General features: G+C 42.1%; 19 protein-coding genes. 9 read left to right on the forward strand and 10 right to left on the reverse strand.

Features of this window, described 5'->3' with window-relative positions:
• Positions 1 to 27 precede the first annotated feature (27 nt).
• On the reverse strand, positions 28 to 3,549 hold the full coding sequence (nrdJ, locus tag HGR01_RS35085; protein ID WP_045873376.1) for a ribonucleoside-triphosphate reductase, adenosylcobalamin-dependent: 3,522 nt from the start codon (positions 3,547 to 3,549) through the stop codon (positions 28 to 30).
• 156 nt (positions 3,550 to 3,705) lie between these two features.
• Between nrdJ and HGR01_RS35090 the strand changes: the two genes are divergently transcribed.
• Positions 3,706 to 4,293, forward strand: coding sequence for an Npun_F5749 family FMN-dependent PPOX-type flavoprotein (locus tag HGR01_RS35090; RefSeq protein ID WP_045873377.1), 588 nt, complete (start codon positions 3,706 to 3,708; stop codon positions 4,291 to 4,293).
• Positions 4,294 to 4,363: 70 nt separating this feature from the next.
• Here HGR01_RS35090 and cysE read toward each other — a convergent pair whose 3' ends face one another.
• The 5 genes from cysE to HGR01_RS35115 all read right to left on the reverse strand — a co-directional run bounded on the left by cysE (position 4,364) and on the right by HGR01_RS35115 (position 7,549).
• Positions 4,364 to 5,128 (reverse strand): serine O-acetyltransferase, encoded by a 765-nt coding sequence (cysE, locus tag HGR01_RS35095; RefSeq protein WP_045873378.1) that lies wholly within the window; start codon positions 5,126 to 5,128, stop codon positions 4,364 to 4,366.
• Between the two features lie 42 nt (positions 5,129 to 5,170).
• Positions 5,171 to 5,296 carry a hypothetical protein gene (locus HGR01_RS35100; RefSeq protein WP_255325324.1) on the reverse strand — a complete coding sequence of 42 codons (126 nt, stop codon included), beginning with the start codon at positions 5,294 to 5,296 and terminating at the stop codon, positions 5,171 to 5,173.
• Positions 5,297 to 5,301: 5 nt separating this feature from the next.
• On the reverse strand, positions 5,302 to 5,793 hold the full coding sequence (locus HGR01_RS35105) for a hypothetical protein (RefSeq protein ID WP_045873379.1): 492 nt from the start codon (positions 5,791 to 5,793) through the stop codon (positions 5,302 to 5,304).
• Positions 5,794 to 6,568: 775 nt separating this feature from the next.
• Complete coding sequence (gene grxC, locus HGR01_RS35110) at positions 6,569 to 6,880, reverse strand: glutaredoxin 3 (RefSeq protein WP_045873380.1); 312 nt, start codon at positions 6,878 to 6,880, stop codon at positions 6,569 to 6,571.
• A gap of 96 nt (positions 6,881 to 6,976) precedes the next feature.
• Complete coding sequence (locus HGR01_RS35115) at positions 6,977 to 7,549, reverse strand: DUF981 family protein (protein WP_045873381.1); 573 nt, start codon at positions 7,547 to 7,549, stop codon at positions 6,977 to 6,979.
• 281 nt (positions 7,550 to 7,830) lie between these two features.
• Between HGR01_RS35115 and glpX the strand changes: the two genes are divergently transcribed.
• Positions 7,831 to 8,868 carry a class II fructose-bisphosphatase gene (gene glpX / locus HGR01_RS35120; protein ID WP_045873382.1) on the forward strand — a complete coding sequence of 346 codons (1,038 nt, stop codon included), beginning with the start codon at positions 7,831 to 7,833 and terminating at the stop codon, positions 8,866 to 8,868.
• Between the two features lie 210 nt (positions 8,869 to 9,078).
• Complete coding sequence (locus HGR01_RS35125; protein ID WP_045873383.1) at positions 9,079 to 10,365, forward strand: glutamyl-tRNA reductase; 1,287 nt, start codon at positions 9,079 to 9,081, stop codon at positions 10,363 to 10,365.
• A gap of 59 nt (positions 10,366 to 10,424) precedes the next feature.
• On the opposite strand, the gene HGR01_RS35130 is transcribed toward HGR01_RS35125, so the two are convergent.
• Positions 10,425 to 10,781, reverse strand: coding sequence for an ArsR/SmtB family transcription factor (locus HGR01_RS35130; protein WP_045873384.1), 357 nt, complete (start codon positions 10,779 to 10,781; stop codon positions 10,425 to 10,427).
• Positions 10,782 to 11,123: 342 nt separating this feature from the next.
• Between HGR01_RS35130 and HGR01_RS35135 the strand changes: the two genes are divergently transcribed.
• Positions 11,124 to 11,714: a Uma2 family endonuclease gene (locus HGR01_RS35135; RefSeq protein ID WP_045873385.1), complete on the forward strand. Its 591-nt coding sequence runs from the start codon at positions 11,124 to 11,126 to the stop codon at positions 11,712 to 11,714.
• A 216-nt stretch (positions 11,715 to 11,930) separates the two neighbouring features.
• Here HGR01_RS35135 and HGR01_RS35140 read toward each other — a convergent pair whose 3' ends face one another.
• A complete protein-coding gene (locus tag HGR01_RS35140) occupies positions 11,931 to 12,149 on the reverse strand; it encodes a helix-turn-helix domain-containing protein (RefSeq protein WP_045873386.1) in 219 nt (72 codons plus the stop codon).
• Between the two features lie 172 nt (positions 12,150 to 12,321).
• Between HGR01_RS35140 and HGR01_RS35145 the strand changes: the two genes are divergently transcribed.
• Complete coding sequence (locus HGR01_RS35145) at positions 12,322 to 12,903, forward strand: metalloregulator ArsR/SmtB family transcription factor (protein ID WP_045873387.1); 582 nt, start codon at positions 12,322 to 12,324, stop codon at positions 12,901 to 12,903.
• Positions 12,904 to 13,060: 157 nt separating this feature from the next.
• Here HGR01_RS35145 and HGR01_RS35150 read toward each other — a convergent pair whose 3' ends face one another.
• Both HGR01_RS35150 and HGR01_RS35155 read right to left on the reverse strand, forming a co-directional pair.
• Positions 13,061 to 13,843, reverse strand: coding sequence for an ABC transporter ATP-binding protein (locus HGR01_RS35150; protein ID WP_045873388.1), 783 nt, complete (start codon positions 13,841 to 13,843; stop codon positions 13,061 to 13,063).
• On the reverse strand, positions 13,833 to 14,966 hold the full coding sequence (locus tag HGR01_RS35155) for a branched-chain amino acid ABC transporter permease (protein WP_045873389.1): 1,134 nt from the start codon (positions 14,964 to 14,966) through the stop codon (positions 13,833 to 13,835). The genes HGR01_RS35150 and HGR01_RS35155 overlap by 11 nt, the downstream gene beginning before the upstream one ends.
• 225 nt (positions 14,967 to 15,191) lie before the next feature.
• Between HGR01_RS35155 and HGR01_RS35160 the strand changes: the two genes are divergently transcribed.
• From HGR01_RS35160 to HGR01_RS35175, 4 genes are all read left to right on the forward strand, one after another.
• Complete coding sequence (locus HGR01_RS35160) at positions 15,192 to 15,401, forward strand: hypothetical protein (protein WP_045873390.1); 210 nt, start codon at positions 15,192 to 15,194, stop codon at positions 15,399 to 15,401.
• Positions 15,402 to 15,659: a hypothetical protein gene (locus HGR01_RS35165; protein WP_045873391.1), complete on the forward strand. Its 258-nt coding sequence runs from the start codon at positions 15,402 to 15,404 to the stop codon at positions 15,657 to 15,659.
• Between the two features lie 107 nt (positions 15,660 to 15,766).
• Positions 15,767 to 17,353, forward strand: coding sequence for a glucose-6-phosphate isomerase (locus HGR01_RS35170; RefSeq protein ID WP_045873392.1), 1,587 nt, complete (start codon positions 15,767 to 15,769; stop codon positions 17,351 to 17,353).
• 489 nt (positions 17,354 to 17,842) lie between these two features.
• Positions 17,843 to 19,495: an FAD-dependent oxidoreductase gene (locus tag HGR01_RS35175; RefSeq protein ID WP_045873393.1), complete on the forward strand. Its 1,653-nt coding sequence runs from the start codon at positions 17,843 to 17,845 to the stop codon at positions 19,493 to 19,495.
• Positions 19,496 to 19,758: the final 263 nt, after the last annotated feature.

The following is a 19,758-nucleotide window of genomic DNA, read 5'->3' on the forward strand; positions in this document are numbered from 1 at the left end:
TCATCCTCATTTGCTGGTTATTGTGCCTTATGAGGTTGGTTGCTGTTCAGGGAACATACATTTATCTGAATCACAACCAGATGGGCCTGCTTCCGACAATTCGCCTAAATCATAGCGACTCAGCACTGCACAGAAATCATCTGTAATTCGGCGTGCTTTGACTTCTTGACTCAATTGCTCGTAGGTGGCTTTATCTATTGGTTCAAAAGGTAAGCGGGGGAAGGATTGTAAATCATCAAACCGAGCTAAAAGGGCTGCGGAAATATATCCTTCATCATTTTGAATGGCTTCGTAAATCCGCTGTCCCAAAGGCTCTACTTCATCAGAACGTAGCTCTAAAGTTGCAGATGTATTATGAGTGACATAATGCTTCTGAACTTGCATCACAAAATCTAATTGAGCTAAAACAGAGAACTTAGAAACATCAATTTGGTCGGCTCCTGGTAAATCGGCCCAAGGTACAGCTACCGGGATTTCTACTAACCATTCGCTGACACGAGGATCAAAGGGATCATTGAGCAAATGACCATTTTCATCTTTGTCAGATTGAGAAGGAATCACATTGTAACCGTAGTCAATACAAGCTAAGGCTACGGGGTCATTTTTGCGGAAAGTAATCCGGCGAATAAATCTTTGTGCTTTGGGGGGATGCCAACCGGAGCTAGCACCTGTTAATAGTGCTTTAGTACCGCTAGGCTGGACAGTTGTACAGCGATTGGGACGTTTGAGATGATGGCGATCGCAATAATCCCAAACTGCCCGATGTACAATATCCTTCCAGTAACTCAGGTATTCCGCTTCTTGGCGCTTAAATGCCAATCCTTGTTCCGTAGCAGGTCTTCCTGCTTCCCACCACCGCAACCAATCAACACCAAAAGCATGAACAAAGAAATCAAATAAGCCTGTAAAAGAAACCCCAACAATTGGGTCTAATTCTCGGCTTTTCTGATAGCGAGGTTCGAGGAATTTATGGTTTAAAAGTGAAGCGACAGAAAGCGCCCCAGCAGTGAAAGCTTCCTCTTGTTCTTTGTAATTTTTTGGGTCAAGTTGATTCAGGTGAATTTCGGACAAATTACAGTGAAAGTTACTACCGATAATTTCACCACAAGGATTTAATCCGAACCTCGCTAAACGATGTTCTATTTCTTCAATATCCAAATGCGGATAGTGTTCTTGCAACCAATCTTTTGCTTTTCCTTGTTCGTAAGCCTTTAAGAAATCAACTTTTAATGCCGATGTTGGTAGTAAATCAATGTTAGATCTAGCTACTGCTTCACCAGCCCATTGAATTGCACCTTCACCGCTGTAATATTGTTTACGAACAGCATCAATAGATTCTTCTAATGTCGGCTTGCGATGAAAAACTCGGGTATGATTGGCCATCCGGAGAGCATCACGCTCTGGATCTATTCGCCAGTTACCTTCTGCATCTTGCTGCCATAAGTTATCTTTGGCAGTAGCGCCTAGTTGATCGTCAGACTTAAACTGGCGCATCCCAGCACTGTTATGTGTCAGATAGCCATCGCAGTAAAAACAATGGGCTTCTTCCACTTCAATGTCATAAGTTTGGACGTAATCGTAGCTACCCAAACCTTTAACTGTGACGGGAATATCAAGTGAGATATCAGCCTCAGCGATGTAGCGCTCATAGTTAGCATCAACGCTGCGAGAACCTTGAAATCCCATTTCGCGCATTTCGCTATAGGTGTAAGCTTCCCGCATGATTGCGCCAGGTACAGTAAAACCATACATTTTTAACCCTTGACGCAGTTGACCCTTCAAGGAATGAGGAGCAATCAGGGCGTTATAACGCTCTTTGAGGGCTGGAAGTTTCAGGCTATATTTAACTTGCCATTCTTGCTTTTGTGGATAAGTAATGGCAATTCTACCAGCGATACCTAAACTAGATAAAACTGAGCCGACTTGTCTAATAAATGATCTATAGACTGAAGTAACTAAATGAGGGGGTCGGTTGTTAACTGCACCGTCACTATCCATTAATCCAGCTAGGTATGCAGCCCTAATATCTACTGAACCCTGCAAAATAAAACTAGGAATTACTAGGGGAACATTAGGCTGTTTAATATAACGATGGAAGTACTCAGCCAAGCGCATAGACGAACAGATTGACTTAGCTGTGTTTTCACCTTTGATAACGCCATGAGTAGCTGTCAATCCGAATAATGCTAAAGCAGCGTCAATCTTAGCTTGAATTTTTGCAGTTAGTTCGATATCTAAGCTGTTCATTGCCCATTCAACACGGCCATAGGGCTTACCATATTTATTACGACCGAGCGCAACATAGCCATCACCATGAGTAAACCCGATCAACCAAGCTACTTCGGGCGTTAAATCAGGAATAATCAACGGCTTAACGGTTTTGCTTTGAGCAGGTCTAGATTCTGTAAAATCAGCCGGAAGATGGGTAACTGTTCCAGGAAGCACCTGTATATTGTGTTGAAGGCGATCGCCTTCAGCTAAATTAGCAACTGACTTCCAAGCAATTCCTCCTTGAGCATCTGCCATAACTGCTTGTTTATGGTTTAAAGTTGCTCTGGGATAAGTAGCATTAGTTTCAATTTCGTAGATATCCTGAAATCCTTGGTCGAATTTATCAACAACTCGCCGGAATCCCAGAGGAGTCTGCACTAAGTCACCGACTTGCACATCACGAATGGGAACAAGACCTTTAGAAGTATGAACTAGAGCGTCTTCAGGTAGACAGCGACGAATGTTGCCTGCAACAATAGTGACAGCAGCCTGATCTATTAATAGACAGCACTCAACAGAATTTAATTGTCTTCCTAAAGCTTTATTGAGGATAGATGCACAATTTTGGTAAAGGATCGGCAATTTAACTGGATTAGCCACCCCACCAAAGCCATTTAAGGTTTCTCCAGCTTGGCGAACATCACTAATATCAACAAATACTTGAACTTCTCCACTAAATTTCTCATCTGTAGAAAGTTCTAATAAGGTTTGATAAGATTCCACCCAACCTTCACGGCTATCGCCAACGTAGATTGTAACTTGATTACCCTGTATAGAAATTTCCGTATACTCTCGACGCTGGTCTTTGGGAGTAGCACCAATTTCACCCTGAACTTTGACATTAAGGCGATTGCGGATTGGCGGTAACTGATTAATATATCTTGGTTCGATGATGGCTCCGGTACCACAGCCCATCATGGCTAAATCCATCATCAACCCAAAGGCTTTCCAGTCTTGAAGGTTAGTAGAAGTGCAATTGTAAGCTCCAGAAAAGTTTTTTGGCTTGGCTATCCAATCGGTACCACCAACCCATAACCAGCGTCCACTGGGTAGGGCTTTCATGTTACGCTGCATCTTGTCTAAAATCTCGGCTTCTTCACGGCTGAGTTTCCCCAATTCCACTAAGCCTTGAAGAGTGCGATCGCATACTTCATCCCAAGTTTCTCTCAAACCTGCCGGGCTGCGGCGGCTATAGGTTCTGAAAAATACAGGATTAGCTGCAGGGGCAGTTTCGGGAAACCTTGTACTCTGGCGTTTTCTTTCAAGCTCTCGAACCATAAATCCAGTCTTGTTGCGTGCTGACAGATTAAGACTATAGACTAAGTAGATTTAGGATGAAAGATTGCCAAAAGGGACAACTTGCGCTTACTTCACAACAGTACAAAATGCAACATTCGGCAATAATGTATAATATTGTTTCCGTTTTTCAGCGTCATGTCTCTTGCTCCTTGGCGAAGTGCGATCGCTCATGCTCTCCATCAAAATCGCAGTCTGGCTTATGCCCGTTACGTACAATTAGCAACAGTACGAGCAAATGGTACACCTGCCAATCGAACTATAGTTTTTCGTGGCTTTTTAGCAGATACTAATCAGCTAAAATTTATTACTGATTCTCGCAGTGAGAAAGCTGAACAGATACAGCAACAGTCTTGGGCAGAAGTCTGCTGGTACTTCCCCAATTCCAGAGAGCAATTTAGGATTACTGGTAACTTAACCTCAGTCGAAAGCGATAATTCTCAACCAGAATTAGCATTAGCACGTATTTCTACTTGGAGAGAATTAAGCGATGCAGCGCGGATACAATTTGCTTGGCCTCATCCAGGTAAAGTAAGAAATAAAGATGAACAAGCTACCTTTTCTCCACCCCCACCAGATCCCAGTCAGCCATTACCCAATTTTTGCTTACTCCTACTAGACCCTACACAAGTAGATCATTTAAAGTTACGCGGTGAGCCACAAAATCGCTGGTTGTACCATCGCCATGGGCAGCAAGAATGGTCTAGTGAAGAAATTAATCCCTAATTAAAAGGTAGGGGTACGAGAAGAAATAACTAATGACAAATGACAAATGACCAATAACCAATGACAATTGCTATATACCAGCACCATCTAAGAACTGCTGGATGGCTTTATCTCTGAGGTTACACCAAACAGTTTCTTTGGTGGGTTCCTGTTCCTCAACAGCTAAGTGACCCGCAAAAACAGGTGTTTTATCAGCAGATTGGTTACGCTGAAGAACTTGTATTTGTTCTTCTAATGCTTCAATTCGGTCTACTAAAGCACGAATTACTTCGGCTTCGGAGTCTGGTAAGTTGTTGTGTTCTAGAGGTGCAACCCGAACTCCAGAACGATAGATAATCCGGCCAGGTATACCAACAACGGTGCAATCAGAAGGTACATCACGTAGCACTACTGAACCAGCACCAATGCGAACATTATTACCAACTTGAATATTTCCTAGTACTTTTGCACCTGCGCCAACTACCACGTTTTCGCCTAAAGTTGGATGGCGTTTGCCGCTTTCTTTGCCAGTACCACCAAGGGTGACACCTTGATAAATTAGCGCATAGTCTCCCACGATCGCAGTTTCGCCAATTACTACACCCATACCGTGGTCAATAAACACGCCATGTCCAATGGTTGCACCTGGGTGAATTTCAATTCCCGTCAAAAATCGAGCTAAATGAGATATCAGCCGAGGGATAAAAGGAATACCAATAATATGCAGCCAGTGAGCCAGCCGATAAAATAGCAAAGCTTGCAAACCGGGGTAACAGAATAAAACTTCCAACCAGTTGCGAGCAGCTGGGTCACGTTCAAAGATGATGCTAAAGTCGGCACGCATTGTAGATAGCACGAGATAGTAACCTCGGAAAGCAAAACGAGCTACCTTCCCATATTATCTTTCTCGGTGTAACTCGTAACAAATTGGGTGTTTGGTAATGGGTAATTGGTAATGGGTAATAGAAATTTCTCCCTCATCTCCCTCATCTCCCTCATCTCCCTCATCATCCCCAATCCCCAATCCCTCTACGGCTGCTGCACTGTCAGAGTGTAGTTATGCTTGTCTCCAGAGTTAAAGGTACCTATCCAAATCCGATAAGTTCCGCTTTTGAAGTCGCGATCATCGATGCTGGCATCTTTACTTTTACCAGTATCATCGCCACAGCGAATTGTTGAGTCATCTGGGCCTTGGATGAGCATAGTTGTATCGTACCCACCACTATTAACTAGGAATTTGAGGCGAGCAAAGTCTTTCTCTAAGGTAATGATGTGATCTGGCTGGGGATCTGCAAAACCGATACAGGCTTTTTTCTCGCGATCGCGGTTACTAATGGCAGACAGTGAGTAAGATCCGCCTGTATATCCTTCCACAACTCCTTGCGCTGGATTAAAGCCTGCGGATAGCTTCAGTGTGCCAAAGTTTGCTGTCTGTGCTATTACGGGTTGCGCGACGATAGCAGCACCTAGAGCTAAAAGCCAGCCTAATTGAGATTTAATCCGGAGGCGAAAATCTTTCATAGTAGTCCTCCACCAAGCAATTTTATAAGTAACTATATATACTTATTGTAATCATTTTTTGGGAACATTTCCGGAGTTGTGACACATTGAAATCTGCCACAATTCATGGCTAAAAAAAGCGCCAACAGTGTGTTTTTTTAAATGAAATTTAATGTAATTTTTAATAAAATTTAAAGTTTAATTTTTTGTTATATTTAAATTTTTAATGTAGTGCCAGTTATTGAATTTTTTATTTTAGTAAAGACAAGAGTAGATAAACTTTCTGTGTTGTTTCTAAAAAGTTTATAAAACTGTTAATTATGAGGGGTCAGAACCATCATGACATCAGTAATATTTTTCCATAAGTTGCGGAGATAAATTACAGCAGATGCGATGGAATTGAAAAAAGTAATGAGTAATAAGTAGTGAGTAATAAGTAAATTTCCTACTCATTACTCATTACTCATGATTTACTTCACTCACTTCAAAAGGGCTGTAATAGTAAGCATGACCCAAACTTCTCACCAGATTAGTATGTTGGGGAGCCAGTAAGGAAACCCAACAAGGAAATATAGGTTCAGCTTTTAAAATCCATGTTGGGTTGCGCTGCGCTTAAACAAACCTAAATCTGCTCTATTTGCTGCTTGTGAGAAATGCAAGTTAAGCCAATACTGCTCGGTTAAGGATTTTCAACTCGGAATTTGGTTTGGGGAAAAGGTGAAAGGGTAAGGGTTAAAGGTTTTTTCTTGCCCCTTTTACCCTTCCCCTTTTCCCCTTAACCGACAAGTATTGCAAGTTAAGCAACTTCAGCTAAGAGGGAGTCAAGTTGACCTTTGGTATCTAACTCATAAAGGTCATCACAACCACCAATATGTTGATTGTTAATAAAAATCTGTGGTACTGTGCGCCGACTGTTAGCACGTTCTGCCATTTGACTTCTAGCAGCTTCGTTGCCATCAATTTTGTATTCTTGGAATTGTACACCTTTCCACCACAGCAGCATTTTAGCGCGAATGCAATAAGGACAAGTTTGCCAAGTATAAATTTCGACGTTGGCTTTAACTCGCTCTGGGTGTCGATTTAAAAGCGGATTGAGAAAGTCCAGCATATTTTAAGGGATGGTAAATTTATCGGGATTTTCTCTAGCTTAAAACATGACAATTCGTAATTCGTAATTCGTAATTCGTAATTTAACAGTAGTCTCTTACCGCATTGGCGCAGGAACCCATTGTTGGAAACTTTCTAAATGATTCCAGTAAGCCATATAACCAATAAATGCCCAAATTAGGGCTGCTGCGATGAGAACGGCTGCGCCAATTAAGCGCCAAGTTCGGTTAGTTTTCAAATACAGAGTAGGTGCAGCAAAAACACCGCCTAAGCCTGTAAGGATAAAACCTATTCCTGAAATTAAAGGTTGTTTTGTCAGTCCCAAATTAATAATGCGGAAACCGATAACAACTGCAACTAACCCAGCAAAGAATGCGTAAATTGCGAGTGTGAGTAAATCCCATCCCAAAGCAAGCGCGATCGCAGCACCAATAAATAAAATTCCTAATAAAATTGTGGTTTCACCAAAAGCGATGTTAAAACTACCGCGAACGGGCCAAGTAAAGCTCATGTGTAACCCTGTGGTTAATGCGATCGCTCCTGTTACCCCAAAGCCAGGAATCCAATGTTTCTGATGATCGCTAACTATCCCCCGATAGACATAATCTGCTAGTAGAAATAATCCAGCTACCATATTGATTAACATCAAAGTGATGTAGTCAATAAACATGATTTATCTCCAGAGCGTTTACTAGAAAATACCTTTGAGTTGATGTTTTGTATATTGCTCTACAGATACAGTTTTATCTTTTGACAATATTTAGCAATTGTCTCTAAGTATTGTTAGGTAATATAATGTTTCAAATATAACTTCAAAATTTAGTTAGCATTAAAACTTAACATAGAGCCTCATTAAGACTATTTTCCACGTGTATCCGCCCTTTGGTAGACTTGAAGACTGGAATAGCTAGAAAAAACGACGCGAAGTCAAGCAGTTGAGAGGGCGACTCTGTGGAAAATACACTTGGATTAGAGATTATTGAGGTAGTAGAGCAAGCCGCGATCGCATCCGCCAAGTGGATGGGTAAGGGCGAAAAGAACACTGCTGACCAAGTTGCAGTGGAAGCTATGCGGGAAAGAATGAACAAAATTTATATGCGTGGTCGCATTGTCATTGGCGAAGGCGAACGTGATGATGCTCCCATGTTATATATTGGGGAAGAGGTGGGTATCTGCACCAGTCCAGATGCTAAGGACTTCTGTAATCCAGATGAATTGATTGAAATTGACATTGCCGTTGACCCATGTGAAGGTACGAACTTGGTAGCATACGGCCAACCTGGCTCAATGGCTGTATTGGCAATTTCAGAAAAAGGTGGCTTATTTGCTGCTCCTGACTTCTACATGAAGAAGTTAGCAGCACCACCAGCAGCTAAAGGCAAGGTGGACATTAACAAGTCAGCAACGGAAAACCTCAAAATTCTCTCCGAGTGTCTAGATCGTTCTATTGAAGAACTTGTGGTAGTTGTAATGAAGCGCGAACGCCACAACGATTTAATTAAAGAAATCCGCGATGCTGGGGCGAGAGTACAACTAATTTCCGATGGTGATGTTGGTGCAGCCATTTCTTGTGGTTTTGCTGGTACTAATATCCACGCCCTAATGGGTATTGGTGCAGCACCAGAAGGAGTAATTTCTGCCGCCGCTATGCGCGCTCTAGGTGGGCATTTCCAAGGTCAGTTGATTTATGACCCTGCGATCGTCAAAACAGGCTTAATTGGCGAAAGCAAAGAAGCTAACCTAGATCGTTTGAAATCCATGAATATCAACGACCCTGATAAGGTCTATGATGCTCATGAACTCGCATCTGGTGAAACTGTACTTTTTGCTGCTAGTGGTATTACCTCTGGAAATCTGATGCAAGGTGTACGCTTCTTCAAAGGTGGAGCCAGAACTCAAAGCCTAGTTATTTCCAATCAGTCAAACACCGCTCGGTTTGTGGATACCATCCACATGTTTGAGCATCCTAAGACCGTACAATTGCGGTAAACAATTGTAGCGCGGAGTCACCGCAGTTAGGAGTGGCGAAAGCGCCACTCTGACTGAATCGCTGAGGTATTGAGTACCCAGTAGTACTCCCAGACTATAGTCTCTTGATTATTCCTCAGCACTTTTTCAGTTAGGAGTTATGAATTCTATGAACTCCTAACTGACCAATCACCACTTACCAATCACCATTTAGCAATTACTAATTAGCAGATGAATATAGCAGTGGTGGGGTTAAGCCATAAAACAGCCCCAGTAGAAATCCGGGAAAAGCTGAGTATTCCAGAACCTCAAACAGAAAGCGCGATCGCTCAACTTACCAGCTTTCCCCATATTGACGAAGTTGCTATTCTCAGCACTTGTAACCGTCTGGAAATTTACATCGTCACTGGCGAAACCGAACATGGGATTCGGGAAGTAACTCAGTTTCTGGGCGAATACAGCAAATTACCTGTAATATCTTTGCGACAACACTTATTCATGTTGTTGCATGAAGATGCTGTTATGCATATGATGCGAGTAGCTGCTGGGTTAGACAGTCTCGTACTGGGAGAAGGGCAAATTCTCGCTCAGGTGAAGAATACCCACAAACTGGGACAACAATATAACGGTATAAAAACAATTCTCAATCGATTATTTAAACAAGCCTTAACAGCAGGTAAGCGAGTTCGTACTGAAACTAGCATTGGTACTGGCGCAGTTTCTATCAGTTCGGCGGCTGTGGAATTGGCGCACATGAAGGTAGAGAATTTAGCAGCTTGTCGAGTTGCTATTCTTGGTGCTGGTAAAATGTCTCGCTTGTTGGTACAGCACCTCGTTTCTAAAGGTGCTGGGCAAATTAGTATTTTAAATCGCTCTCGTGAACGTGCCGTAGAATTGGCTAAACAATTCCCAGATCAGCCAATCGAAATTCATCCGCTATCAGAAATGATGGCAGTAATTGCCAACAGTCATTTGGTATTTACCAGCACTTCCGCTACAGACCCCATTTTGGATCGTGCGAAATTAGAAATGGTGTTAGAGCCTAACCAGTCTCTGATGCTATTTGATATTTCTGTACCCCGCAACGTCCATTCTGATGTAAATGGGCTAGAAAACGTCCAGGCGTTCAACGTGGATGATTTGAAGGCGGTTGTGGCACAAAACTATGAAAGCCGCCGCAAAATGGCTCAAGAAGCCGAGAAAATCCTGGATGAGGAAGTAGAAGCTTTTGATATTTGGTGGCGCAGTTTAGAGACTGTCTCTACCATTAGCTGTCTGCGAAATAAAGTGGAAACCATCCGCGAACAGGAATTAGAAAAAGCTTTGTCGCGCTTGGGTTCGGAATTCGCAGAAAAGCATCAAGAAGTCATCGAAGCTTTAACGAGAGGCATCGTTAACAAAATTTTACACGATCCGATGGTGCAATTGCGAGCGCAACAAGATGTAGAAGCTAGACGGCGATGTATGCAGACTCTGCAAATGTTATTTAACCTAGATGCAGAGGAACAGTTTAGCTAAGTCTACAGACATCATTGGTGCGTTAGGATTTGCTCCCACGCACCAGCAATGACTCAAGATTAGAACCTTTTGCTAGCAGTAGCTAGAGGCTTAAGGCTTTGTAGCTGTTGGGTTTGCTCCTCTAATCTTTCAGCGAGGCGATCGCATACTAACTCACATAATCGAAAACATATAGGATCGGCGATTTCATAAATGACGCTGACACCTTCTGGTGTTCTTTTAACAATACCCGCCTGAGTCAAGACTTTGAGGTGCTTCGACACATTTGCCTGTCCGAGTCCTGTTAAGGCGATAATTTCCGTAACATTTTTGGCACCCGATTTCAAACAACATAAAACTTGTAGCCGACTAACTTCAGACAAGACTTTAAAATAGTCAGCAACTGGGCTTAATGCCCCAGGAAAAACTTCTGACATAAAAAAGTAATAATACTTTATGGGTTAATTTCTACTATTATACTATATGGTAATATAATCTTTATATTCATACCTTAGTCTTAATTGAGACAGAGCAAGAATATTGGTATGATAGTAGAACAGTCAAAAAAAGAAATTATTACAATTAAATAAGTCTCAAGTTAAAGATTTTGGACTCGTAATTTAGTTGAGAAGGGTAAGGGTCAAAAGTTTTTATTTACCCTTTAAGTGTCCAACAAAAAAATATTGAGTACGATAGGAATAGAAGCAAAGTAAAATTTGCAAGTTATCACTTGGGTCAAAAGAATTTAGTATAGTCAAATAATTATAGATGCTATATTTATGCAGTTAGAAACCCAAAAGCGCTATTACACACCTGAAGAATATTTGGAACTTGAAGAAAAAGCAGACTATAAAAGCGAGTACCGGGATGGAGAAATTGTACCGATGACGGGTGGAACTACCAATCATAATAAAATTGCAGGCAACTTTTATGCTTACTTGAAGTTTGCTTTAAAAGGCAAAAATTATGATGTTTATATTGGTGATGTCCGTTTGTGGATACCCCGTTATCGGCAACATACATATCCAGATGTCATGGTAATCGAAGGAGAACCGATTTACACAGGAACTAATACAACAACAGTAATGAATCCGTTATTAATTGCAGAAGTTCTCTCTAAATCCACCAAAAACTATGACCAAGGTGATAAATTTCTTTATTATCGCTCTATTCCAGAATTCCAAGAATATATTTTAATTGACCAATATGAGTATCATGTAATGCAATATGTAAAAACTGCCGCGAGTCAATGGTCATTTACAGAAATTGAAGGTGAATCTGCAACTTTATCACTGCAAACTGTGGATTTTCAAATTGAATTGCGAGACCTTTACGAGAAAGTTAATTTTGCAGAAAATGACGAAGATTAAGAAAAATTGTAATTAATAATTGATATTGCAACCTAAATTATTATAAATAAAGGCACAAACAATGTTGTGCCTTTATAGGTGGCTGATTAAATTGAAAATTGCTGGAATAGAAAATACCTCACTACCAAACTTATAAATCCTTGTTCGGGTTACATGGATTTGTGGTAGTTATGATAGCCACTGTTTTAAATTGTTAATAGTTGCGCTCAGAATAGCTTATAACATAGGACGAGTTCTAGCTTTATAGTCCATCAAAGCGCCTTGACTAATTACAGTGCGTCCATTTCTTCTGCTAGTGGGAATTTGCCCTTTTTGCAAAGCCATATAAAGAGTACTTTGATCTACACCTAAAAATCTAGCAGCCTGTACAAATGAAGTACCCTGTTTGGGTATACTTCCGTTCCTTCTCTTTCGATTTGTGAATGATCTGAACATGGCGAAATGTGAAGAACTACTTAAGAAATCTCAACTTCTGACCGAACAAATCGCAGAATTAACAATAATTCACAATCACGACAAAATACCCCCTACTTGTTTAGAGGGAGACAACACAGCCAATTCGATTTTTCTCTAATTAGATTGGAATCGAATTCGATTATAACAAATTATGAGGAAAGAACAGTTTCAAACCCTACTGCAATTTTTCAAAGTGTTGGCAGACGAAAGTCGATTAAAAATTGTAGGTATATTAGCAAACCAAGAGTGTAGTGTTGAAGAGCTAGCAGTGCTATTGCAACTTAAAGAACCGACAGTGTCACATCACCTGTCAAAACTCAAGGAATTAAATTTAGTAACTATGCGCCCAGAGGGTAATAGCCGCTTTTACCATTTGGATAGCGAAGTTTTACAAAGTCTCAGCCAAGAAATTTTCACCCCAGAGAAAATGGCATCCTTAATAGAGGATGTAGATGTTGCAGCTTGGGAAAGCAAAGTCTTAAAGAACTATTTGGAGAGTGACAGCAAGAATCTTGAGGAAGTACCACGCCTCAAGGAAATTCCCGCTAGCCGCAAAAAGCGCTTAGTCATTCTCAAGTGGCTGGCGAGTAAATTTGAAGAGGGGGTTCAGTATCCAGAACGAGCAGTGAATGAAACTCTCCAGCTTTACCATCCTGACTACGCTACTTTGAGGCGAGAGTTAATTGGCTATAAGCTAATGACGCGAGAAGAAGGCGTTTATTGGCGGATATGAGGGATTGGGGATTGGGGAACTCGGTGCCCCCTCTGGGGATAAGGGGTAATGGGGATTGGGGATTGGGTACAAGGGGGAAGGGGGAAAAGGGGAATAAATAATGAACACCAATTACCAATTACCTATGCCCAATGCCCAATGCCCCATGCCCAATATATTATTTCCCCAAATAAGCTTCTAAAACTTGGGGATTAGTTTGAATTTCTGCGGGTGTACCGTCGGCTAAATTTTGTCCTTCAGCAAGTACCCAAACACGATCGCACAAGGACATAATTACGTCCATGTTGTGTTCGATAATTAGAAATGTCAGGCCATCTTGGCGATTCCAGTTGAGAATGCGATCGCAAATATCATCAATTAATCTGGGATTTACGCCGGCTGCTGGTTCATCTAACAAAATTAGCTTGGGATTTGTCATCAAAGCGCGCCCCATTTCTAGCAGCTTGCGTTGTCCCCCAGATAAACCACCTGCGTAGTCATGGGCTTTTTTGGCTAAACCGACTGACTCTAACAAAAACATGGCTTGTTCTTGCAGTTGCTTTTCTTCTTTGGCGACAATGTGGGGTTGCAATTGCACTTGCCAAAAATTTTCCCCGGTTTGTTTTTGCGCCGCTAGTAGCATATTTTCTAACACCGACAACCGCGAAAGAGTCCGGGCTACCTGAAAAGTGCGGACTACTCCCTGCTGGGCGATTTGGTATGGTTGCAGGTGGTGAATTGGTTCACCGTCAAAAATCACTCGTCCTTTATCTGGGCGAATGAAGTTAGAAAGTAAGTTAAAAAAGGTGGTTTTACCAGCACCATTGGGGCCAATTAAGCCTGTAATACTGCCTTTTGCTACTTCGATATTGGCATTATTCACAGCTTTAATGCCACCAAAGCTTTTAGAAAGCCCAGTAGCCGCTAATAGGGGAAGTGGGGGTGATGGGTTATTTACCAAGGGTAAGTTCCTCCTTTTTCCCTAAGATACCTTGTGGCCGCCAAATCATTAGTACCATCAAAATTAAACCAATCACCATGATGCGGAATGCGCCGAGACGGGCTTCGTCTAGGGGAATAATTTTCGGTAAAACTTCGCGGGTAATGGCATCGTAAGCAAAGTAAATCACCGTACCTAAAATTGTGCCGATATTATTCCCAGAACCGCCTAAAATTACCATAATCCAAGCGTCAAAAGTGAGCTGTGGTTGGAAATTATCGGGGTAAACAGCACTGAGTTGCCAAGCAAAGAAACCACCAGCAATCCCCGCGATCGCACCGCCTAACATTAGTGATTGTAGTTTATACCAAAAGACATTTTTTCCCAGCGCCTTGGGAATTTCCTCATCTTCGCGGATGGCTTTTAGCACTCTACCCCAAGGCGATCGCACTAACATTTCCAACCGCCAGAAGACGAATGCTAAGACTAACAGCGCCACCAGCATTAAACCTGCTTTGGGGATGTAGTTATATAAACTGATGATGCCAGAAACATAAACAGCTATTGCCAGCAGCCCCAAGATTATCCCTACAACTAAACGTGATATAAATTCCTGTTTGTTGGTTTTGCGCGTTACATTCTCAGTAGCACCAGAAATACGAGTAACATTAATCCATCGCCACAATGAAAACGCAGTCACCGCTAAAAGCAGCGTCAGCAATCCCATCATCACAAATCTGAAAAATAAATTCGGCGTTTCCGAAAAAGGAATAGGGTAACTTTGTACACCAAATGCCCCAGATATCCAAGTATCGCCCACTGGTAAATCTTGGTTATTCACCACCAACCGAATTAGTTCTCCCACCCCAATGGTGACAATCCCCAAATAATCTTCGCGCAAGCGCAGAGTAGCAAACCCAATTACCAACCCCAACAACGCCGCCACAATCGCCCCCACAATCGCCGAAACAAGTATAGGAACACCTTTGAGGCTTAATAATACTGTTGTATAAGCACCCAAGGTCATAAAAGCGATATGACCAAAATTAATTAACCCTGTAAAACCCCACTGCAAATTCAGTCCCAAACTAAACAATGCAAATGTGGCTGTAGAAATTGCTAAAAATATTAAATATTCAAACATAGATATTTAGTTATTTGTCATTTGTCATTGGTAATTGGTGTTTGTTCCCCTCATCCCCCTCTGCTCCCTCTGCTCCCTCTGCTCCCCAGTCCCCAATCCCCATTACCCCTTATCCCCAGAGGGGGCCCCGAGTTCCCCAGCCCCCAATCCCCAATTCCCCATAGTTTATAACCATTGCTGAACAAATGGGCATACTATTGTGTGGTGAGGGCTAAGAGGAGAAATATGAACTTGCTGCGAACGAGAATTCATCACTTAGTCGATCTGTTAGCGGATGAGGATCTGCCAAGTACTTGGGCTGCTGTCTACAATTTGCATTGTGATTGTTATATGCTCAAAGCGATAGAACAAGCCAAGCGATCGCAACAACCGTGGGATATATTAACCCAAGAAGAAGCGATCAGACAGTTAATGTATTTTGGAAGTGAAACTTAAGTGATTCTGGAAGTACGCTATACCAGGTCATTTCTCTTAGACCTGAAAAGTTTAGAAACATCTGCTTATGAGCGGGTGTATAATTTTGTCTTTTTTGAATTCGCTCACCATTGGCAGATGCGATCGCTCCCAGAATTTCGTCAGCTTGATGATGAGGCAATATTTCACCGCTTTACTATAGATGAATATTTAGTTGGCATCGAAGTGAGGGGCGAAATTGTCAAATTTTTGCGTGTCATCCCTATGCCAGATGTCTAAGCCCAGAGCTGAGGTCAACACTTAAAACTGTATAAGGCAAAGCAGGGATCGCTATAGCCTTACATTAAACTGGTTTGTGAAAAACACGTTAAGTTGAGATTTCCCTTATGGATGCTAAAGCACTTTGGCAACGATACCAGGATTGGTTATATTTCCACGAGGGATTAGGGCTGTATCTTGATGTTAGTCGGATGCGGTTTGATGATGCCTTTGTGGAGTCGTTGCAGCCGAAGTTTGATCAGGCGTTTGCGGATATGGCGGAACTGGAGAAAGGTGCGATCGCTAATCCGGATGAAAATCGCATGGTTGGACATTACTGGTTGCGGAATCCCGATTTAGCACCAACTCCAGAACTCACTCAAGAAATTGTCCAAACCTTAGAACAAATCGAAGCCTTTGCAGAGAAAATCCAAACAGGTGCTATTCATCCTCCTAGAGCTAATCGTTTTACCGATGTCATCTCTATAGGTATTGGTGGTTCTGCGCTTGGCCCCGAATTTGTCGCCGAAGCCCTATCCTCTGATTTTCCACCCCTGAAAATTCACTTTATCGATAATACCGATCCCGCAGGTATTGATCGCATTCTGACTCAGTTACGAAATAGCCTCGCTAGCACTTTAGTTTTGGTGATTTCCAAATCTGGAGGTACACCAGAACCACGTAACGGGATGATTGAAGTTAAAAAAGCCTACGCTGGGCAAAATTTAGACTTTGCTCAATATGCAGTTGCTATTACCAGCGCTGACAGTAACCTCGATAAAGTCGCCAAATCTGAAGGCTGGCTGGCAAGATTCCCCATGTATGATTGGGTGGGAGGACGCACCTCAGAAATGTCTGCTGTGGGTTTAGTACCAGCTGCATTGCAAGGCATTGATATTCGCGCCATGCTAGAAGGTGCGAAGGAAATGGATGATGCTACCCGTGTAGCTGATTTGAAAAATAACCCAGCAGCTTTACTGGCTTTGTCTTGGTACTATGCCGGTAATGGTAAGGGTGAAAAAGACATGGTGGTGCTGCCTTACAAAGATAGCTTGCTGTTGTTCAGCCGCTATTTGCAACAGTTGGTTATGGAATCCTTGGGTAAAGAAAAAGACTTAGATGGTAACACCGTCTACCAAGGTATCGCTGTTTATGGCAACAAAGGCTCAACCGATCAACACGCCTATGTCCAACAGTTGCGCGAAGGTGTACCCAATTTCTTTGCTACCTTAATCGAAGTTTTAGAAGATCGTAAAAGTCCCTCTCCCGAAATTGATCCTGGTGTAACATCAGGCGATTACCTTTCTGGTTTTTTGTTAGGAACCAGACAAGCGCTGTATGAAAATCAGCGTGATTCCATCACAGTTACTATTCCCCAAGTCAATGCGCGTACTGTCGGGGCGTTAATTGCTTTATATGAACGTGCTGTTGGCTTGTATGCAAGCTTAGTCAACATCAACGCTTACCATCAACCAGGGGTTGAAGCTGGTAAAAAAGCTGCCGCCGCGATTCTTGACTTGCAAAAACGTGTCCTAGAAGTACTGCAATCAACAAAATCTGCTCTAACTCTCGATGAAATTGCCGAGAAAGCAGGTGCATCTCAAGAAATTGAGTCTATTTACAAAATTCTGCGTCATCTACAAGCCAATCAACGAGGCGTAGTCTTTCAAGGTAATCTCGCACAACCCAGCAGTTTAAAAGTTTCTGTCAGCTAACAAAATATAGCTTACAAATCAATCAAACTACCTTTCCATATTGTTGAATTGACAACAATTTTTTATCTTTAAGCATCCTGGCGATTGAAGCGTAAACTTCTATTCTCAGGGTGCTTAACTGTATTTAAGGGACTTCCAAGTAAAAAAATATTCCATTGCTATTGTTCATTGTTGACTGTTGACTGTTGACTGTTGACGGTTCACAGTTAACAGTCAACGACTTAAAGGGAATAATTTATTTTTTGGAGTTCCCTAAGTAGAGGAGTGCAATTAAAGATAGCTGGTCATTGGCACTTCACAGTCAATAGTACTTAAATTTGCTATACTACTATATAGTAGTATAATGAAAATATAAAACGACATTCTAGTCTGTAGCCTTAATTACCCATTTCTATTGATATTGCAGTTTTTGTGAGCAGGATGTCAGAAAATCTGGCGTTTTAGCTCTGAGGTATTGTTACATCTATTTTGAATAATGGAGTTTAAAAAATGACAAGCGAACGAAAACGCCTTTTGATTGTTGGTGGTGTTGCTGGTGGTGCTTCTTGTGCAGCGAGGGCGCGCCGTTTATCGGAGACTGCAGAAATTATTATGTTTGAAAGAGGTCAGTATGTCTCTTTTGCTAACTGTGGACTGCCTTACTACGTTGGTGATGTGATTACTGATGAGCAAAAGCTGATCGTTGCGAATGCAGACTTATTCAAACATAGGTTTAATATCGATGTGCGATTAGAAAATGAAGTGCTGGACATAGATCAAGAAGCAGCCACAATTCAAGTAAAAAACAATAAAACAGGCGCAATTTACCAAGAATCTTACGATGCTTTAGTACTAGCACCAGGAGCAGCCTCAATTCGACCCCAACTACCAGGAATTGACTTACCGGGAATTTTTGCTGTGCGAACTATTCCTGATAGCCGTCGGATTCGAGAATGGATTGAGCAAAAGCAAGTCAAGCGCGCTGTAGTTGTGGGTGGAGGCTTTATCGGCTTAGAAATGACCGAAAATCTTCTGCATCGCGGGATAGCAGTGACTTTATTACAAAATCAATCTCAGGTGATGGCACCTCTAGATCCAGAAATGGCAGCGCCAATTCACGATCGCCTAGAAGCGCATGGTGTGAAGTTGCGTCTAGGGGATGGAGTCGTTGGGTTTGAATCTAACCCTGATGGCACCATTAACGCGATCGCAGAATCTGGAGAAATCCACACCACAGATTTGGTAATTTTAGCAATTGGTGTCCGCCCAGAAACCACACTGGCTAAGGCTGCGGGGCTAGAGATTGGTTCAAGGGGAGGGATTCGCGTTAACGAACAGATGCAAACTAGCGATCGCCGCATTTGGGCTGTGGGGGATGCAGTGGAGGTACAAGATTTTGTCACTAAAGAATGGACTTTCATTCCTTTAGCAGGCCCGGCTAACCGTCAAGGGCGAATAGCTGCCAACGCTATTTTCGGTAGAAATACTACTTTTCGAGGTGTACAAGGAACCTCAGTATGTGGCTTATTAGGATTAGCGATCGCTTCCACAGGTGCGAATGAGAAAACACTCAAGCGCTTAGGTTGGAGCTATGACAAAGTTTACCTACATCCTGGGCATCATGTTGGTTATTATCCCAACGCCAAGCCGATTAATATGAAGCTGCTGTTTTCTCCCGTCGATGGCAAAATTCTCGGAGCGCAAGCCGTGGGAGAAGATGGGGTAGAAAAGCGTATAGATGTGATCTCAATGGCAATTCAACTAGGAGCAACAGTGTATGACTTAGAAGAAGCTGAATTATGTTATGCTCCTCAGTTTGGTGCAGCCAAAGACCCAGTAAATGTGGCTGGGATGATTGCAGCTAACGATCTAAATCAAGATGCACCTTTGGCACATTGGGAATATTTAGCAAAATTAGATGGCTTACTTTTAGATGTGCGTGGGGTGAATGAGTTTGCAGCAGGCCATGTAGAAGGAGCAATTAATATTCCCCTTCCTGAATTGCGTCAGCGCATGAGTGAACTACCTGCAGAAAAAGAGATTTGGGTTTATTGCCAAGTCGGACAAAGGGGTTATTACGCTACTCGTGCTTTAAGGCTAAATGGTTTTAATGCTTATAACCTCAGTGGCGGTTTTAAAACTTATCAGGCGAGCAAAAACTAATCTATTTAGAAATAGCTTCAATGTAGGCTGATATCAATTCACATAATGTTTGCAACAGATAAAGTCCATGTAGGGAACATCGACCATCTTGTGATACATCAAATTATCTTACTGGTGCCGTGCCCTACTTATCTGTAAATACAGTTCAGTTAAGAAAATTAATTGATAACAAAACCAAAAAACTAGTTACTCAACAAAAAAACCGAACAATAATTTTGGAGGGGGTTTGGGGGACGCAACCGTCACCCAATCGGGGGTTTGGG

Source organism: Tolypothrix sp. PCC 7712, from assembly GCF_025860405.1.
GTDB classification, from domain to species: Bacteria; Cyanobacteriota; Cyanobacteriia; order Cyanobacteriales; family Nostocaceae; genus Aulosira; species Aulosira diplosiphon.